Source organism: Amycolatopsis sp., assembly GCF_025464955.1.
In the GTDB taxonomy this organism is placed as follows: Bacteria; Actinomycetota; Actinomycetes; order Mycobacteriales; family Pseudonocardiaceae; genus Amycolatopsis.
In genome coordinates this window covers 14,481-32,140 of the sequence record NZ_JAODNM010000151.1, presented here as the reverse complement: position 1 = coordinate 32,140, position 17,660 = coordinate 14,481, and the positions used below count along the sequence as shown (strand labels likewise).

16 protein-coding genes are annotated in these 17,660 nt (G+C 66.8%); 4 read left to right on the top strand and 12 right to left on the bottom strand.

Annotation, left to right across the window (positions count from 1 at the left end):
• Positions 1-289, bottom strand: a 289-nt coding sequence (locus tag JWQ81_RS38500) for a hypothetical protein (protein ID WP_297549634.1), incomplete at its 3' end; no start/stop codon positions are given.
• Positions 290-665: 376 nt separating this feature from the next.
• Entirely contained in the window at positions 666-938 is a 273-nt protein-coding gene (locus tag JWQ81_RS38495) for an SMI1/KNR4 family protein (protein WP_297549632.1), read from the bottom strand.
• Positions 939-1,411: 473 nt separating this feature from the next.
• Here JWQ81_RS38495 and JWQ81_RS38490 point away from each other — a divergent pair, with 473 nt between their 5' ends.
• Both JWQ81_RS38490 and JWQ81_RS38485 read left to right on the top strand, forming a co-directional pair.
• Entirely contained in the window at positions 1,412-3,664 is a 2,253-nt protein-coding gene (locus JWQ81_RS38490) for an NEW3 domain-containing protein (RefSeq protein WP_297549630.1), read from the top strand.
• Positions 3,665-3,873: 209 nt separating this feature from the next.
• On the top strand, positions 3,874-5,523 hold the full coding sequence (locus tag JWQ81_RS38485) for an NAD(P)/FAD-dependent oxidoreductase (protein ID WP_297549628.1): 1,650 nt from the start codon (positions 3,874-3,876) through the stop codon (positions 5,521-5,523).
• A 43-nt stretch (positions 5,524-5,566) separates the two neighbouring features.
• Here the strand turns inward: JWQ81_RS38485 and JWQ81_RS38480 are convergent, their stop codons facing one another.
• The 9 genes from JWQ81_RS38480 to pfkB all read right to left on the bottom strand — a co-directional run bounded on the left by JWQ81_RS38480 (position 5,567) and on the right by pfkB (position 14,189).
• Positions 5,567-6,994: a class I adenylate-forming enzyme family protein gene (locus JWQ81_RS38480; RefSeq protein WP_297549626.1), complete on the bottom strand. Its 1,428-nt coding sequence runs from the start codon at positions 6,992-6,994 to the stop codon at positions 5,567-5,569.
• A 453-nt stretch (positions 6,995-7,447) separates the two neighbouring features.
• Positions 7,448-7,732, bottom strand: coding sequence for an HPr family phosphocarrier protein (locus tag JWQ81_RS38475; protein ID WP_297549624.1), 285 nt, complete (start codon positions 7,730-7,732; stop codon positions 7,448-7,450).
• Between the two features lie 143 nt (positions 7,733-7,875).
• Positions 7,876-8,346, bottom strand: coding sequence for a hypothetical protein (locus JWQ81_RS38470; RefSeq protein WP_297549622.1), 471 nt, complete (start codon positions 8,344-8,346; stop codon positions 7,876-7,878).
• A gap of 97 nt (positions 8,347-8,443) precedes the next feature.
• Entirely contained in the window at positions 8,444-10,096 is a 1,653-nt protein-coding gene (ptsP, locus tag JWQ81_RS38465; RefSeq protein ID WP_297549620.1) for a phosphoenolpyruvate--protein phosphotransferase, read from the bottom strand.
• 45 nt (positions 10,097-10,141) lie between these two features.
• On the bottom strand, positions 10,142-11,197 hold the full coding sequence (locus JWQ81_RS38460) for a zinc-dependent dehydrogenase (RefSeq protein WP_297549618.1): 1,056 nt from the start codon (positions 11,195-11,197) through the stop codon (positions 10,142-10,144).
• Positions 11,194-11,649 carry a PTS sugar transporter subunit IIA gene (locus JWQ81_RS38455; protein WP_297549617.1) on the bottom strand — a complete coding sequence of 152 codons (456 nt, stop codon included), beginning with the start codon at positions 11,647-11,649 and terminating at the stop codon, positions 11,194-11,196. The genes JWQ81_RS38460 and JWQ81_RS38455 overlap by 4 nt, the downstream gene beginning before the upstream one ends.
• The gene (locus tag JWQ81_RS38450; RefSeq protein WP_297549615.1) at positions 11,639-11,947 is read right to left on the bottom strand and encodes a PTS lactose transporter subunit IIB; all 309 of its coding nucleotides are present in this window, start codon (positions 11,945-11,947) and stop codon (positions 11,639-11,641) included. Before JWQ81_RS38450 ends, JWQ81_RS38455 begins: the two co-directional genes overlap by 11 nt.
• 29 nt (positions 11,948-11,976) lie before the next feature.
• Positions 11,977-13,080 (bottom strand): PTS mannitol transporter subunit IICB, encoded by a 1,104-nt coding sequence (locus JWQ81_RS38445; protein WP_297549613.1) that lies wholly within the window; start codon positions 13,078-13,080, stop codon positions 11,977-11,979.
• A gap of 167 nt (positions 13,081-13,247) precedes the next feature.
• Entirely contained in the window at positions 13,248-14,189 is a 942-nt protein-coding gene (gene pfkB / locus JWQ81_RS38440; protein WP_297549611.1) for a 1-phosphofructokinase, read from the bottom strand.
• A 294-nt stretch (positions 14,190-14,483) separates the two neighbouring features.
• Between pfkB and JWQ81_RS38435 the strand changes: the two genes are divergently transcribed.
• A complete protein-coding gene (locus JWQ81_RS38435) occupies positions 14,484-15,245 on the top strand; it encodes a DeoR/GlpR family DNA-binding transcription regulator (RefSeq protein ID WP_297549609.1) in 762 nt (253 codons plus the stop codon).
• A 20-nt stretch (positions 15,246-15,265) separates the two neighbouring features.
• On the opposite strand, the gene JWQ81_RS38430 is transcribed toward JWQ81_RS38435, so the two are convergent.
• Positions 15,266-15,958, bottom strand: a complete 693-nt coding sequence (locus JWQ81_RS38430) for a PAS and helix-turn-helix domain-containing protein (RefSeq protein WP_297549607.1) — start codon at positions 15,956-15,958, stop codon at positions 15,266-15,268.
• A gap of 839 nt (positions 15,959-16,797) precedes the next feature.
• Here JWQ81_RS38430 and JWQ81_RS38425 point away from each other — a divergent pair.
• Positions 16,798-17,454, top strand: a complete 657-nt coding sequence (locus tag JWQ81_RS38425) for a DUF742 domain-containing protein (protein ID WP_297549605.1) — start codon at positions 16,798-16,800, stop codon at positions 17,452-17,454.
• Positions 17,455-17,660 lie beyond the last annotated feature (206 nt).

The following is a 17,660-nucleotide window of genomic DNA, read 5'->3' as shown; positions in this document are numbered from 1 at the left end:
CTTCTGTGCCGTCCAGGGTATGGGAGGAGTTCACGGCCTTACCCCGGATCACGATCCGCTTCGCCGCCGCCGGGCCGATCTGAGTGACATCATCCAACCACAGTGCCGTGTTCAGATACTGGTAGACGACCTTCACACCCTCGGCTTCTACCTTCGCCGCCAGCACACCGAACAGCGCGTCACACTCATTGTAAATCCGCGCCAGTTGGCGGGCGATCGCAGCAGCTTCCACCGGATTCGCACGCCGAATATCGGCAAGCGAGGGAAACCGGATCAGTGAGCTGGACACCCCTTTATCCTACCGCAGATCGAACGCCTCTTCGATACACGAACGACTGATCCGCTTTATCGCTGCACGTGATCATGGATTGGACGTGAAGGCCACCTTCACGGCAAATTACGTCGTGAAGGTGGCCTTCACGTCCAACTGCATATCGCAGGTGTCACTCACAGATGCACCAAGCCCGCAAGGCTGGTTGCTTAACGTGATTGGCGATATGCGAACGGCGTTATCCATGCGTTCACTGCAAGGAAAGTTCCTTTCAGCCACTCACGAAACGCAGCCACCAACACAACGGAACCGGCCCTCCGATCCGCACCGCACCCCAGTCTCGCCTGGGCCCTTGCTGCAGTAAACCGGAATCTGCCGCACGAGCCAGCAACCGTCACACCGCTTCAAGTGCGGGCATGAGGCCTTCGATGAACGATCGGAAGTCCGGGGCCAACGGCAGCTCGGTCTCAGCGTCGGCGTCGAACCAGGTGACCGACGGCTCTTCCCTGCTGCCGCACGCGCGGTAGTCGAGTCCAATCCAGCAGTGCCCGTCGCCCGAAAGCAAAACAACCGGCGACGGCAGGCCCCACTCTTCGACCAGGTACGGGCTGTCCAGAAGCGACAACCCGCGCCCAGGACGACCGACACCCATCAACTGCCCGAACACCGAGTGCTCGCTCCGCTTCGCCGACCATCTCGTCGGTCACGGCCGGCTGGGCGGGATCCGCTCCAGCACTCCACAACGTTGCGTTGACATCTTCGAATCGCACCATGAGCGGACAGTGTGGTGGTCGATCCTTGCGAGTTTGATTCCGGGCCGTTGGCCGGACGACCGACGCCGCCGATGGTCCCACCCCCGCCAGGCCGTATAGGTCATTATACACTGCGCGTGAGTCTGGGCCGACCGACTGCCGCGACGCGCCCGAACCCCACACTCCCCCGGCCCGGCCAAGATGTACCGGCCAGTGGCACATCAGGCCGGATCAGCGTGCGCCTCTTGACGCGTGAGGTGGCGGTGTGATCTTTATTGTTGTGTTCTGTTGAGAAGTGTGGACCAGTGGTCGATGTTGTTGCAATCGCCAGCGTTGGCGCGGACACGCTGGCGATTCCCGCTCGATTCACAGGTGTCAAGGAGGACACGTGAAGCGAAGAATCAGTGGGCTGGTCGCCGTCCTGACGTTGGGGCTGGCACTGGTGTCGAGTGCGACAACGGCGCAGGCCGAGGACACCGGGCTTGGCGCGAAGCCGGTGTTGGGCTGGAGCAGCTGGAGTTTTGTCCGCAAGGACCCGACCGCGGCGGTCATCGAGGCGCAGGCCGACGCGATGGTGTCCAGCGGGCTGAAAAAGATCGGCTACCAGTACGTCAACCTTGACGACTTCTGGTACCAGTGCCCCGGCAGCCAAGGGCCGAACGTGGACGCGTACGGCCGGTGGGTCATCGACGCCGCGAAGTTCCCCAGCAGCGGCTCGAAGACCGGGATCCAGGCGGTCGCCGATCACATCCACTCCGACGGCCTGAAGTTCGGCACCTACGTCACCCCCGGCATCTCCGCGCAGGCGGTCGCGCAGAACACGCCGATCGAGGGCACCAGCTACCACGCCAAGGACATCGCCCTACCCAACGTCAGCGAGGCCAACTACAACTGCGGTGGCATGGTCGGCATCGACTACAGCAAACCGGGCGCGCAGGCGTTCGTCGACTCCTGGGCCAAGCAGTTCGCTTCCTGGGGTGTCGACTACCTCAAGATCGACGGCGTCGGCTCCTCGGACATCGGCGACGTGAAGGCCTGGTCGAACGCGCTGCACGGGACCGGGCGGCCGATCCACCTCGAGCTGTCCAACAGCCTCAACATCGCCGACGCCGCGACCTGGGAGCAGTACTCCAACGGCTGGCGCACCGGAGGCGACGTCGAGTGCTACTGCGGCGCGAACAACGCGAGCTTCCCGCTCACCAACTACGGCAGCGTGGCCGGCCGGTTCGACCAGGTCGCCGCGTGGCAACCCTACGGCGGCCACGGCGGCTTCAACGACTACGACTCGCTCGAAGTCGGCAACGGGGCGAACGACGGGCTGACCCTCGACGAGCGCAAGACCCAGTTCAGCCTGTGGGCGCTCGCCGCGTCCCCGCTGTTCCTCGGCACCGATCTCACCCACCTGGACCCGACCGATCTCGGCCTGCTGAAGAACACCGACGTGCTCAACGTCGACCAGGACGCCATCAATGCCAAACGGTTGTCCAAAACCGGCACCGCACAGGTGTTCGCGAAGACCGAGCGCAACGGCGACGCCGTGGTCGGCCTGTTCAACACCGGTGACGCGCCGGCTGCCGTGTCGACGACGGCCAGTGCACTCGGCCTGCCCGCCGGCCGCGACTACCAGCTGGAAGATCTGTGGACGCACAAGTCCGTGGAATCCCAGGGTGGAATCGGCGCCACGGTGCCACCCCACGGCGTGCTGCTGTACCGGGTCACCCCGCATCGCTTGCCGGTGTTCGCGCCGCCCGCGACTTCGTTCGGGTTGGCCGGGTTCGAAGCTGGCGCGGTGGCGAACAAGCCCTTCACCGCAACGGAAACCTTCACCGACTACGGCTCCGCTCCGATCAGGGATGTCAAGCTGAGCCTCCAAGCGCCCGCGGGATATTCGGCGGTCGCGACCTCACCGACCCGGTTCGGCATAGTCCACGGTGGACAGACGGTCCAGGCGACGTTCACGGTCAATTCCCCGCCGGCCACGCTGTTCTCGACGGGCACGTTCACCGCGAACGAAAGCTACACCGGGCTGGGCGGCGGAGTCACCCGCTGGACTGGCAGCTATCCGCTCGGCACACACAGCCAGCTGCAGGAGCCGTACTCGACCTACAGTTCGGTCATCGGCAGCTACGCCCAGTCCGGCACGAAGCTGGGCATCGCGGGCCAGGGCGCGGACATCTGGGGCAGCACCAACGACTACAGCAGCATCTACCTGCCCAAGGCCGAACACGACGGCACGGTGGCGACGGTCGAGGTGGCCTCGCAGCAGAACACCGCGCCGTGGGCGAAGGCCGGCATCATCGTGCGCAACGATGTCACCGGCTCGGCCACGTCGCCGGGGTATGTGCTGCTCGCGGAGACTCCGCAGAACGGCTACATCCTGGACTGGGATGCCAACGGCGACGGCCAGTTCGAGTCGCAGTCCGGCGGTACCCAGACAGCGGGCTATCCGAGCTGGCTGAAGCTGGTCCGGTCCGGAACCACCTACACGGGGTACTACTCGGTCGACGGGGTGAACTGGACGGTGGTGGGCACGGCGTCGGTGCCGACGGCGGCGGCCACCCAGGATGTCGGGATCGCGATGACCTCGCACAGCACCGGCACTACCGGTGAGGTCGACTTCGACCACTTCACCGTCGGCTAAGAGTCCGGTTTGGATTCGTCCGGTTCCGTCGCTTCCGTTGCGGCGGAACCGGACGAATCGGTTAGGAGCACAGAACTTCCCGGAACCGACCAGAAAACGACCGGCGGAAGCCGGTATCGCACGCCGACCTCTGGACAATTCCCTAGTCCGCTCCGAATACGTTTTCGGGGTACGCCAGCCCGAGACAGCTGGCGCCGAGAGGTCGCTCGATGACTGATTCTCCCCCGATGACGATGTTCGTACCGGACTTCCCGTTCGCCTACGATGACTGGCTCCGGCATCCCGGCGGACTCGGCGCCCTGCCCGAAGGCCGGCTCGGCACCGAGGTCGCGGTCATCGGCGGCGGCGTGTCCGGCATGACCGTGGCCTACGAACTGATGAAGCTCGGGTTGCGGCCGGTGCTCTATGAGGGCGACCAGATCGGCGGCCGGATGCGCTCGATCCCCTTCGCCGCCGATCCCGGGTACGTGGCCGAAATGGGGGCAATGCGCTTCCCAGCCGCGGCGAGCACGCTGTTCCACTACATCGACGCGCTGGGGCTGGCTACCAAACCGTTCCCGAACCCGCTCACCCCGGCCTCGTCGAGCACGGTGGTCAATTTCGAAGGCGCCACCCACTGGGCGACGACCGACAACGACCTCCCCGAGGAATACCAGCACGTCGCCGAGGCGTGGATGAAGGCACTCAACGAACGCGCCGAACTCCAGGCCATACAAGCCGCCATTCGCGCACGGGACGTCCCGGTGCTGCGGGCGGTGTGGAGCAAGATAGTCAAGGACTTCGACGACGAGTCGCTCTACGGCTTCCTCGCCGGGACAGCGGGCTTCAACTCGTTCCGGCTGCGGGAGATCTTCGGCCAGGTCGGTTTCGGCGTCGGCAGCTGGGATACCGACTTCCCGAGTTCGGCGCTGGAAACGTTGCGGATCGTCTGCGTCGCCGCCGGCGAAAACCAGTTCAGCGTCGTCGGTGGCGCACAGCAGATCCCGCGCGGACTCTGGAACCGCGTGCCCGCCCGGATGGCTCACTGGCCTTCGGGCACCTCCGTGGCTTCTCTGCACGAAGGTACCCCCCTGTCCACGGTCGCTTCCATCGCCAGAGCCGGCGAACTCTTCGACATCACCGATGTGACCGGTCAAACCCGCACCTACCCGGCGGTCGTGTTCACCCCGCACTTGCCGACCCTGCTCACTACCATCGACAGCGACCGCGCGCTGCTGTCCCCCGCGCACTGGGCGGCGGTCGAGCGGGCGCACTACCTGGGCGCGTCCAAACTGTTCGTGCTCACCGACCGGCCGTTCTGGCTCGACGTCGACACCGAGACCGGGCACGAGACGATGGGGATGACCATCACCGACCAGCTGCCGCGCAGCGTGTATCTGTTCGACGACGGCATGCACAAGCCCGGGGTCGTCTGCCTGTCGTACACGCTGAACAACGATTCACGACGGCTCAGTACGTTGACCCCGGACGAGCGGGTGGACACCGTGCTGGAGAAACTGCGGTCGATCTACCCCGGGGTCGACATCCGCAGCCACCTCGTCGGGCCGCCGGTGGCGATCAGCTGGGAGAACGAACCACATTTCGGCGGCGCGTTCCGGACCAGCCTGCCCGGTCACTACCGCTACCAGCGCCGGCTGTTCACCCACTTCCGGCAGGACGACTTCGCCCCCGAGCGGCGGGGCTTCTTCCTTTCCGGCGACGACATCTCGTGGACCCCCGGCTTCGCCGAGGGCGCGGTGATGACCGGGTTGAACGCGGTCTGGGGGGTGCTGAATCATCTCGGCGGCCGCACCCACCCGGGCAATCCCGGCCCTGGTGACGTGTTTTCGAGCATCGCCCCGGTGGAGCTCCCGGAATAGGCCGTCTGACAATTCGCCGCGAAGGCGGCCTGCACGCCTCAACTCAGGCGGACAGGAGCTCTCCGCACTGCACAGCGAGCGCCATCTTCTCCAGCTCGTGCGTGTCAGACTTTCCGTTGGTGTTCAGCGGGAAGGAATCGACGACAACGACGCGGTTCGGCTGTTCGTAGGGCGCGAGGACCTCACAAAGCCTGTCCCGCCAGTACTTCGAGTCGCGCGCCTGATCGTCCTGCACGAAGAACACCAGGTGTGATCCCTTCCGCTCGTCCGGCAACGCGACGATCTTCGTCGCACAGCCCGCGGCGGTGGCGGTGTGCTCGATAACTTCGGGATAGAGCGTGAAACCCATCCGGCTGACGGCGAACTTGCGGCCGATGACGATGAGGTTCTCGTGCTCGTCGAGGTAGCCGAAATCGCCCGTCGGCCACCAACCCTGGGTCGCGGGCTCCATCACGCCGGAGTCGGTGAGGTAGCCGGTCATCATGTCCGGAGATTCGATCTCGACCTCGCCGATCTCGTCGGTCGTCAGGTGCGCTCCCTCGTCGTCGACGATCCGGACATTGATGCCCGGCATCACCCGGCCGCAGGCGTTCGGGTTGTCGACGGTGGCGAACGAGACGTTGCCGAGTTCCGTTGTGCCGTAGCTGTCGAGCAGCGGCCGGTCCAATTCCGCCAGGTACTCCTTGACCAGCGACTGGTCGAGCGGAGCCGCTCCGACGCAGAACATCCGCACGCAGTCGAGAGTGGGCTGCAATACCGTCCGCTTGCGCAGGATGTTGAGCATGCTGCGGTAGGTCGACGGCGTCGCGTCCATCACCGTCGCACCGGTCTCGGCGACCATCTGCAGTGCGTGGTCGATCCGGCGGTGTGGAGCCACGACCAGGGAAGCCCGCCGGAGCCAGGCGATGAGGACCATCGAAAGGCCGTACTGGTGCGGGAAAGGCAGCAGCGGCATCAGGACGTCGCTCTCGCGGTGGCCGATCTGGTCGGCGTTGCGCTCGAGGTTCTTCAGGAACCGGCCACCACACTTCACGATGCCCTTGGGGAGTCCGGTGGAGCCGGAAGTACACATGATGAGGCCGTCCGGCTGCTGCGCCCAGTCGTCGAACGAAAGCAGTGGACCCGCGGAGCGGCCGGCGGCGGCGTCGACCAGCTCGTCGACGAACACCGACGGCCCGGTGCCCGTCAGCGGGGCTTCCGCGTCCGCGATCGTGAGCTTCACCCCGGCCTGACCGCTGATGCGGTCGGCGCGCTCGGCGGTCTCCATCTGGTCGACGAGCACCACCGACGCGCCGAGGTGCATCACGGCGTAGAGAGTGGCCAGGTAGCCGACGGAGTTGCCTGCCTTCAGCATCACGCGGTCGCCCGGACGGATCCCCTGTTCACCCAGAACGCCGGCGACCCGCACCGCGTCCTGTTCGAATTCCTCAATGGTCCGGGAGAAGGAGGGAGCGAAGATTCTCGAAGACATGGTTCACCGTCGCCATTTCCAGTCCGAGGGCATGAGCATTCGCACGGTGTCGAGCGGGGGCCACGGCCAACTTGTCCAGTACTCCGTCCAGGGCCCGGGCCAGCTTCTTACCGGCGACGATACGACGATCAGGACTGTGGAAATCACTATGAACGCCCTGGCGAGGGGAAAGTTTCACCCCAATGGCGGGTCTGGTATTTGCCCTAGAGCTTCTTTCGGAGACGGTGCCTACACTGGGAAAACAGGTCCGGACGGGAAGTCCGGAACACTGAAGAGCCCGGCGCGTGACCATCCGTCCGCCCGGTGCACTCACCTCGAGCAACCCGGCGGATCGAGAGTCACCGAGACCCGCGATCCGCCGGGTACCCATTTCCGACTGGCAGAACAAAGCGGGCCCTGAACCATCTTTCGATGGCTCAGGGCCCGCTTTCCGGCAACCCGCTGGGGGACGGGTCAGTTCTGGGCCGGGGTGCTCGCGTCCAGGTCCTGCGCAAGCAGCGCGGCGATCTCTTCGAGCGCGGTCTCGGCGCCGTCGCCCTCGGCGGTCAGGACGACCTCTTCGCCACCTTTGACGCCCAGCGACATCACGGCCAGAATGCTCGTCGCGTTGACGAGCGCGTCTTCGGAGCGGCCGATCCTGATCGGGCCGGCCTGTCGCCCGGCGGCCTCGACGAGCAGCCGGGCCGGCCGTGCGTGCAGGCCGACCGGTGAACCTATCGTGACGCGCGTGCTAGGCATGTTTCCCTACCCCTTCCGGGTCTGAAGGTACTGCGGCGCAGGCATTTCCCCCGCGATGGGCCGGTGACGGCCGCTGTGACCAGGGTAACCTTCAACATGTTGGTTATCAAGGTTTACATGTTTGTTTGTTTGCGTTTATCTGCCTATATCTTCATCTGCAGCGTCAGTGCCGCGGTGGTGATCGCCGAGAACACCGTCTCCGCGGCCGGCAGCCAGCGGCGAGCTGGCGTCGGCTTGGCGACCCACCGGACGCATCGATCGACCGCCGAGCTCGGCGGCAGCGGGATTTCCCTGGGAGCGCTCAGGAACACGACCCCGGCCGGCATGTCGTGCTGCGAAAAGAACCTGTCGTTCGCGTCGGCCAGGAACACCCCGCGCTCGGGGTTGCCCATCAGCATCAGCGGCGCTTCGACCTCGGCCCGCTCGAGCACCTGCCTGACCTGCGATGTGAGCGTGCCGTGGGTCAGGAACGCCACGAGTCCCCGGCCCAGCCGCAGCCGGACGTCGTTGCCGACCACCCGGGTATCCCACGCCATGTTCGCGCGGTACCAGCGGGCGATGCCCTCGAGACCGGCAGCGCCTTGGGCAGGGCGGGTCCGGACAGGAACGGTCATGGTGTCCTCCTGGCAGCGCGAAGGCCGTGCCTGGTGGGTCCTCGACCCATGTGACCGTGCCTCCTTAAAGGAAAGCCCACCGGACACCGGAAAGACCCTAGAAAAGCTCCCGGGCGATCGTCCGCGCGGCGGCCGCGTCCGCCGCACCACGCACGTCGGCGGCGAGCTTGCGGCAGTCCTCGATCGTCCGCTGTCGCAGCGACGCGCGTACCGCCGGCACGGCGGGCGCGGACATGGACAGGCTCGTGATGCCGAACCCGGCGAAAACCGGGGCCAGCAACGGATCGCTCGCCGCCTCGCCGCAGATCCCGGCGGGTTTGCCCGCCAGGCGCGCGGCGTCGGCCACGGCCGCGACCAGGTCCAGCAGGGCCGGCTGCCAGGGATCGAGCAGTGAGCTGAGCTCGCCGAGCATCCGGTCCGCGGCGAAGGTGTACTGCGAGAGGTCGTTGGTTCCGATACTGACGAAGTCGACCTCGGCCAGGATCTGCCCGGCCCGGATCGCCGCGGCCGGGATCTCGATCATCACCCCGACCTGGGCGATCCCGAACGCCCGGGCGTGCCCGGCGAACTCCGCCGCTTCCGCCGGGGTGGCGATCATCGGCGCCATCACCCGGACGTCGGCGCCGTGGTCGGCGGCGGCGAGGCTGATCGCCTCCAGCTGGGCCCGGACCAGGTCCGGGTTGCGCCCGGCCAGCCGGTAGCCGCGGACGCCGAGCGCGGGGTTCGGCTCGTCGTCGTCGTTCGCGAACGGCACCGGCTTGTCCGCTCCGGCGTCGAGCGTCCTGACGACCACCGGGCGGGTGCCGAAGGCCGCGAAGACCTTGCCGTATGCCTCACGCTGTTCTTGGACACTCGGGGCTTCGGTGCGGTCGAGGAACAGGAACTCGGTCCGGAACAGCCCGACACCCTCGGCGTCGGCCGCGCCGGCACTCTCGATTCCCCCGGCACCGCCGACGTTGAGCAGCAGCTTGACCGGATGCCCGTCGCTGGTCGCGCCGGGGCCGGAGTGTTCGGCGAGGAGCGCGGCCAGTTCCGCGGTATCCCGCGCGATCCGGCTGACCGTCTCCTCGTCGGGGTCGACGGTGATCTCGCCCCGGTCGCCGTCGACGACGACGCGGACACCGTCGTCGAGCCCGGCGGCGCCTGCGCAGCCGACCACCGCCGGGATCCCCAGTGCCCTGGCGACGATGGCGGTGTGGCTGGTCGGCCCGCCCTTCTCGGTGACGATGGCGACCACCTTCGCCGGATCGAGCGTCACCGTGTCGGCGGGCGCCAGGTCGACGCCGACCAGGACGAACGGTTCGGCCGAATCCGGGATGCCCGGCGGAGCCTGCCCGAGGATCCCGGCGATCGCACGGTCACGCAGGTCGGCGAGGTCGGTGACGCGCTCGGCGAGGTAACCGCCGGCCGCGGCCAACGCGGTCAGGTGCGTGCTGAACGCGTCGTGCACGGCCCAGGCAGCGGGTCGGCCGTTGCCGACCGACTCCCGGATCCCGCTTTCCAGCGTCGGATCGCCGGCCATCATGATCTGCGTGTCCATGATGTCCCTGGCCTCCCCCGTCACGCTTTCCGCGCGCCGGGACAGTTCCGCCACAACAGCTGCGAGCGCGCCCGTCGCCGCGGCGATCTCCGCCTCGGCGTCCGCCGGCTCCGGCCACTGCTCGGGCAGGCTGGGCGCCGGCGTCAGCCTGGCGACGACACCGACCGCGGTACCGGGACTCGCCGGGCTTCCGCCCAGTGGGTCAGCCACCTTCTCCTCGCCTCCTTCTTTCGTTCGTCGGTGAACGGGCGTACCTCAGACGGAGACGCGGCCTGGCTCGATGGTCACCTTGATGGCCTCACCGCTGCTGACGATCTGGATCGCGTCGAGGACGCCATCGAGCGGCAGGCGGTGCGTGATGAGGTCGTCGACGGGGACCGCGCCGGTGGCGATGAGCTGGAGGGCCTGCTTGTTGTGGTCCGGGCTGGAACCGTTGGCGCCGACGATGGTCAGCTCCCGGTAGTGGACCAGGTTCGAATCGCACGCGATGATCGGATTGTCCTTCGGCAGACCGCCGAAGAAGCTGATGCGGCCACCGCGAGCGGCCATCTTGAGGCCGTCTTCCTGCGCCTTGCCCGCCGCCGCCGCCGTGATGACGACGTCGACGCCGCGGCCCTCGGTCAGCCTCAGCACCTCTTCGACCGGGTCGACCTCGGAGCCGCAGATGGCGGCGTCGGGCTTGACCAGGTTCGCTGCCATGTCGAGGCGGCTCTTGTTGAGCTCCACGAGGTACACCGCTTCGGCACCGCGGGCGCGCGCCAGCCGGACGTGCAGGCAGCCGATCGGACCGGCGCCGACCACGACCACGACGTCACCGGTGCCGACACCGGCCAGCGTCTGTCCGTTGAGGACACACGCGAACGGCTCCGCGACGGAGGCCTCGGCGTAGCTCAGGCCCTCGGGAATGCGGTTGACCCCGTCGACCTTGAGGACGTTCTGCGGGATGATCATGTACTCGGCGAAACCGCCGTCGAAGTGGTAGCCCATGGAGAGCTGGTTGGGACACACGGTCATCCGGCCGCGCTGGCACTCCGCGCACTGGCCGCAGGGAATGGCGGCGATGACCTGGACGCGGGCGCCTTCGGACCAGCCGGTAACGCCTTCACCGATCTCGACGATCTCGCCGGCGATCTCGTGGCCGATCACACGCGGCGGGTCGATGTGGTGGTGGCCGTGGCGGAAGATCTTCAGGTCGGTCCCGCAGGTCGAGGTGTTGTGCACCCGGATCTTCAGCTCACCGGCCTTCGGCGAGGGCTCCGGCGCCTCTTCGATGCGGATGTCGCCCGGTGCGTAAAAGCGCGCAACCTTCACTGATCTGACTCCTCGTTCGTCGACTGCAGAATGCGGATCACCGTCTCGGCGTCCTTGGCCTCGCGGAGCTGGGCGGCGAGCTCGGCATCCATCAGGACCCTGGCGAGCGACGAAAGGATGCCCACCTGCTCGTTGCCGTTGGCGGCGATGCCGACGCACATCCGCACGTCGTTGCCGCCCCAGTCCACGCCTTCGGGGAATTGCAGTACCACCAGCGACGTGCGCCGGACGTACTTACGGGCTTCGTCGGTGCCGTGCGGGATCGCGACGCCCTCACCGATGAAGGTCGACACCGACCGCTCGCGTTCGTGCATGGCGGGCAGGTACTCCGCGTCCACCGCGCCGACGTCGAGCAGCGTCCGGCCGACCTGGTCGACGGCGTCGGACAGGCTCGTCGCCGTCTGCGCGAGCTTGATACCGGAATCCTCCAGCAGCGAGTTCTTAGTCGGCAAGGGAGCCACCGTCCCGGATGGCCGCCTCGACCTGGTCGAACACCGGGTCGCCGAGGAAGCTCTGGAAGCCGAGGATCACCGCGTCCGAAGCGCCCTTGCGCGCCCTGGCGACCAGGCCTTCCTGGCACAGCACGAGGCCGGCGTCGTCCGGGATCTCGTTGACCGGCGTGTGCTCGACCTTGACCTTGTACGGCTTGAGCCGCTTCGCGAGCTGCGCCGCGACCATCACACTGCTGCCCATGCCGGCGTCGCAGGCGATGATGACCTTCTTGATGTCGGATCCTTGAATCGTGCTCATCGACTTCTCTCCTCGTTGAGACTTCGTTCCTACGCGGGCAGTGCCCCACCATTGGACACCTGCTTCGCCTTTTCGGCCTCTTCCTTGCCTCGGCCGAACTTCAGCAGGGCCGAGGCGACCACGAACGACACCCCGGCGGCGATCAGCACACCAAGGATGACACCGACATAGCTGCCGCTCGGGGTAAGCGCGAGGATGGCGATGATGCTGCCCGGCGACGGCGTGGCGGTCAGGCCGGCCCCGGTGATGCTGAAGACCAGGACACCGGAGGCGCCACCGGCGATCGCCGCGAGCACGAGCCGCGGCTGGGCCAGTACGTAGGGGAAGTAGATCTCGTGGATCCCGCCGAAGAACTGGATGATGATGGCACCGGGCGCGGTGGCGCGGGCGGCCCTGGTGCTGCCGAACAGCGTGATCGCCAGCAGGATGCCGAAGCCGGGGCCGGGGTTCGGCTCGATGAGGAACTCGATGGCCTTGCCGGCGTGCGCGGCCTGCGCGACCCCGATCGGGCCCAGGATGCCGTGGTTGACCGCGTTGTTGAGGAACAGGATCTTCGCCGGTTCGACGATGACCGACACCAGCGGCAGCAGATGCGCGTTGATCAGCCCCTGCACACCGTTGCCGAGGCCCTTGGTGATCCACTGGACGACCGGCCCGATGCCCAGCATGCCGAGGACGGCCATCAGCCCGCCGATGATGCCGGCGCTGAAGTTGTCCACCAGCATCTTGAAGCCCGGCGCGCTGCGGTGGCCGATGTTGTCATCGAACAGTTTGAGCAGGTAACCGGCCAGCGGGCCGATGATCATCGCGCCGAGGAACATCGGGATCGACGCGCCGACCGCGATGCCGACGGTCGCGACGGCACCGACCACGGCACCGCGCTGACCGTGGACGAGCCGGCCGCCGGTGTACCCGATCAGCACGGGCAGCAGGTAGTTGATCATCGGGTCGACGAGCTGCGCGATATGCGCGTTCGGCGCCCACCCGGTGGGGATGAACAGGGCGGTGATCAGGCCCCACGCGATGAACGCGCCGATGTTGGGCATGACCATGCTGGCGAGCTTGCCGCCGAAGCGCTGCACCGCCACTCGCGCCTGGCTCGACTTCGTTGGTGCGACATCTGTCTTCGTCATCATTGACACTTCCCAGCGTTCAGTTCGAGCGATCTAGATCGCGGCCGCAGTTCGGATTCGGCAGCGGGGTGGGGACCGGACGCGGCCGACTTGTGGTCGGCTGGTGCGCCCCGGGTGAACCGTGGAGACCCTCTGAAGATTTTCTTCGGTGGAGCCGGTGCTTCTTACTAGGGTTTTTCGTGGATCGGCCGATCCCAGTCCAGCTGCTCGTGCACCTGGACCGGATGGGATCTCACGTCGGAGGGGCAGGGCATCGTGCTGCCCGGTAGCGAAACGGCAGCGGCTCCCCAGGCAACACCGGCACTGAGCGCGCTGACGCCTTCGCCGCCCGCGGAAAGGAACCCTGCGAGCATCGCGTCCCCGGCGCCGACCGTGCTGCGGGCGTCGACCGGGGCTTCGGCGTGCCAGACCCCGCCGGCTTCGATGAGTACCGCGCCTTTGCTGCCGAGGCTCGCCAGCACCGCGCCGGCACCGAGCGCCCGGAGTTCCTGGGCAGCGTCGACCACGTCACGCAGTGTCCACAATGGGCGGCCGACCGCCTCCTCGAGCTCCTCGAGGTTCGGTTTGATGAGCGTGGGCCCGGCTTTCACCGCGGCGCGCAACGCGGGCCCACTGGTGTCGATGACAACCTTCGCGCCGCTAGGCCGGAGCAGCCGGATCAAGTCGGCGTAGAAGTCGTCGGCCATGCCCGGGGGAAGACTGCCCGCAAGCACCACCCACGAGGCGTCGGAGACGTTGTCCAGCACGGCGTCGGAGAAGGCTTTCGTCTCTTCCGCACTGAGTTCGGCACCGGCCTCGTTCACCTTGGTCACGGTCGCGTCCGGTTCGATGACGCTGATGTTGCTCCGGACCGGGCCCAGAGCCGCCACCCGGATCACGTCGATGCTGTAGTCGTCGAGCAGCGCGATGAGGTGCTCGCCCTCGACCCCGCCGGCGGGCACCACGGCCCGTGCCTTGAGGCCGTTGCGCACCAACGCCCTTGCCACATTGATGCCCTTGCCGCCGGGGTGCACGTGCACAGCGGACGCGCGATGCAGGCCACCCCGGACGAGCTCGGAGACCTCGACGGTCCGGTCGACACTCGGGTTCGCCGTCACGGTTACGAACACATCCACCACCTTCTGCCTGAGCGAGCGCCGTGAGGTCCAGCGCTCCTCGTCGTCGGCCCGGGATCGGACGCCCGGTAGGCGGCTCGACGCTGGGCCATATTGGCTTTGGGTGATTTTGCCTGTGTTCACGTTGTTTTGCAAGATGCTGTGCGATTTGCTTCCGCACATAGGTTCCACGGAGATCGTTGAAGAACAAGAGGAATCTAACGATCCGATGTAGACAGTTTGTTGCCAACGCTGCAAACGCCACATAACCTCACATCCAATACCGCTCCGCGCGGAAGGAGGCGACCCGTGTATGCCGAGGAACGGCAGCAGGTGATCCTGGAACGCGCTCGCGCCCGAGGCCGGGTCGATGTCGCGGCGCTCGCCGACGACTTCACCGTGACCAGCGAGACGATCCGGCGCGACCTGACCATCCTCGAACGCCACGGGGTCCTGCGACGCGTGCACGGTGGCGCGATCCCGGTGGAGCGGCTCGGGTTCGAACCGGCCGTCTCGACGCGGGAATCCTTGATGACCGCGGAGAAGACACGCATCGCGAAGGCCGCATTGCTGGAGCTTCCCGACGAGGGCACGATCCTGCTCGACGCCGGCACCACCACCGCACGGCTCGCCGACGAACTGCCGAGCGACCGCGAACTGACGGTCGTGACGCATTCGGTCAACATCGCCCTCATGCTCACCGCGCGGCAGAACCTCACCGTGATGCTGGTGGGCGGACGCCTGCGCAGCCGGACATTGGCCACCGTCGACGCGTGGGCGCTGCACGCACTGAGCGACACTTTCGTCGAGGTGGCCTTCATCGCGACCAACGGCGTCTCGCCGGAGCGTGGGCTCACCACCCCCGATGCGGCGGAGGCGATGATCAAGCGGGCGGCGATCGCGAGCAGCCGGCGCTGCGTCCTGCTCGCCGACCACACCAAGGTCGGCAACGACCACTTCACCCGGTTCGCCGGCCTGAAGGACATCGACACCTTCATCACCGACACCGGCCTCGACCCCACGATGGGGGCCGAAATCGCCGAAGCGGGCCCCCGCGTCGTCACCGCCTGAGGACCCAGTCCGGCACACTGCTACTTGATGTAGCCAGGCAGGACCCTCGGCGGCCATGAGCCGACCGCGAAGATCCCCATCGAGAAGGCCTTCGACACCAGGGCGGGCCGGTTCGACACCTTCAGCTTCCGCAGCAGCGTGCTGACGTGGTACTCGACACCACCGCGGCTGAGGTACAACATCGCCGCGAGCTGCACTGTCGACACACCTCCGGCGACGCCTTCCAGGATGCGGGCGTCCATCGCGGTCAGCAGCTTCTTGCGACCGGTCAGCAGCTGCGGGTCGTGCTCGGACTTCTCCGGACACACGAGCACCATGATGCTGTCGACCTGGCCGCTCGCCCGGTGCACGGCGATCCCGGTCAACTCACCGGTGAACGCCGACTCGCCTGGGCGGACGCCAACCACCTGCTCGGCGAACCGCGTGCGCCCGCCCTCGGTCAACCGCCCGAACTGCTGCTCCACTTTCTCCCGCACGCTCGGGTGCAGCAGGTCGCAGAAGCTGCGGCCGCAGACCTCCGCGGACGAGCGGCCGAACTGACGGAAGAAGTCCACGTTGGCCTCCACTACCCGCACCCGCGGGTCCAGGCTGGCGAGGCACATCCCCGACCGGTCGAAAAACGAGCGGAAGACGTCAGTGAAGCCATCGGGCCGAGGTTCCGAATCAGTACTGCTCGTGCGTTGCACCAAGCCGGTGGCGGTGTCTGTACTCATTCGACGACCATTCCTCTCTTCGACAACTGAAGACGTGCCGTGGCTTGAGAACTCACTCCATGTCGTTCTTCGCACACTATGAGCGTTGTCACCAAAGGGAGTCAACAAACGACGAAGCGCAAACCCAAAGACTGTGGTCCGAAGCCCTCATGGTTCGGGTACAGGGGGTGGGGTTCGGTGCGGTTCGGTACCCCCGAAGACTCTCGCTGCCCAGGCGCCGCCAAACCCTGGACCAGGCCTTATGCAGTTAACGGGACCGAAATATCCGAACGCCCACTGTTCACCGACCGGACAGCCTGGACCGGGGAGCACTCGTTTCCCACCACGTAGGAACCGCGGCGACAATTGCCCGCGGAGCACTTCGCAAGACATTTGATACAGATTTAACCTTCAACGCCGAAGACTACACACGGCATAAAGGCAACGGCCGGGTGGAATCCTCGGCGAAATTGGCAAACATTTACGGAAAGCGACCCGGGGATGGGCACGGATCGCATATGGCAAAAGTGACGAACCACCGGTTCGCGCTGCTCCTGAACTCGACTGCGCAGCTACTTGACCGCACTGGCACTTCGCCGGGCTGACACTCTACTACACCTGGTACTTGGTTGACTCTGGTGTAGCACCTGCCAGGCGACCGTAGTAGCTCTTGATGTCGACTCGCAACTCCTGCGCTTGTTTTGCCTTCGTTTACCCACCTGGCTGCCCGACCGTACCTTCGAGGCACCGCACGCTCGTCCGGGCTGCAAGGATCCAGTCGGCTGCCCATCGTCACGTGATCCAGCTCGACCCGATCTGCCACGGCCGTCCCACTCCACTCTGAGGAACCGGGTCAGACCATGAAGAAGTCCCACCGGCGGAACGCAGATTCCCGGACGTACCACCCGCTCACGTTCGGCGGCTGGCACGACTACCAGGCCTGGGCGGACCACGATTTCGTGCCCCGGCCCGCGGAGGACGCAGCGGCCGCACCCGTGGCGACAGCCGACCCGGACGACGTCGAGCAGGCCGCACCCGAAGAGAGCGCAGTCGACGAGGACGTCGCCGCGGCAGACAGAGAACAAGAGGACGGCACTCCCCTGGTCCCGCAGCCGATCATCGACGCCGAGGACGACTACTGGAATTCCGCCCCTGAAGACGACGGGCCGGCGACGACGATGACCAGGCCCTACGTCCGCACCGGCGGCCGCGCGAGTACCACCTACGACCTGCGGCTCGAAACCCTGCTCTCGACCACCAGGACCGGCGCGGCGCCGCTCGCGGACCCCGCGATGACCACCGATCACCAGCTGATCTGCGAACTGTGCCGGGTACCGACTTCGGTGGCGGAGATAGCGGCGCATCTGCGAGCCCCGCTCGGGGTGGCGCGGGTGTTGATCGGCGACGCCCTGACCGCGAACCTGCTGACGCCGCACGAAATCACCCGCACCGCTGACGGCAGGCCGACCGTGGAACTGATGCGGCGAGTCTACGACGGCCTCCGCCGGCTCGCGTGAGCTGTTCGGACCGGACAACGCCCGCACCCACCCCATGGTGCCAACGATTCTCGAATCCGCGGAATGTCCACTCGGCGCACCCCGCGGGACGGCCGCCGCCGACGGGATGCGTGACCGGCAGGTGGTCCGCTTTGCGGCGACGCAGGTGACCCGGCGGCCGCTTCCCCTCAGTGCCGATCTGCAACCAAGAGTGATCGACCAGTCGT